This is a genomic window from Massilia sp. DJPM01 (assembly GCF_030348125.1).
Lineage (GTDB): Bacteria > Pseudomonadota > Gammaproteobacteria > Burkholderiales > Burkholderiaceae_D > Telluria_A > Telluria_A frigida.
Map to the genome: position 1 here is coordinate 1 of NZ_JAQOZV010000214.1, position 629 is coordinate 629.

The window sequence follows — 629 nt, forward strand, 5'->3', positions numbered from 1 at the left end:
ATGAGCCGGTTTCCGTGAAAGCATTGGCGTTGTCGCTGCCGTCGCAAGGCTACCGCCCGGTCACATGGCGGGAAGGTTCCAATGCCAACCTGTCCTCTCGCTTCGCCGCCGTACGGGTGCGCCCCGCCCACCGGGACTACCTCGGCACCGAGATGCGCGCCGAGGAATGGCTGCTGATCGAATGGCCGGAGGGTGACGCGGAGCCGCTGAAGTACTTCCTCTCGACAGCGCCCTGCGATGCGACGCTTGAGCAAATCGTGTTCGTGACAAAAATGCGTTGGCGAATCGAGCGCGACTATCAGGAACTGAAGCAAGAGTTCGGACTCGGGCACTACGAGGGGCGCGGTTGGCGCGGGTTTCACCATCACGCCACGTTGTGCATCGCCGCTTACGGCTTTCTGACCTCGCAGCGCCTCAATCATCCTGGCGTCAAAAAAAACTCTGCAGGGCCAGAAGCACCTGGCTTACCCGACGATTACATCCCTCGCGGAAGCAGGACGAGCGCAACGTCATGTCCCTGACTCCATTACAACGCTGCGCGCGCTTATCGCCAGTGCAATCACAACACAACTACAGCGTTGCCCTTGCTGCTTTCAGATCAAGTTAATTTTGTGACACAGTAAGACTAG

At 59.0% G+C, this 629-nt stretch carries 1 protein-coding gene; it reads left to right on the plus strand.

Going from position 1 to position 629, the window contains the following annotated elements:
- A partial coding sequence (locus tag PO883_RS34730) for a transposase (protein WP_289313839.1) occupies positions 1-521 on the plus strand: 521 nt, incomplete at its 5' end.
- Positions 522-629: the final 108 nt, after the last annotated feature.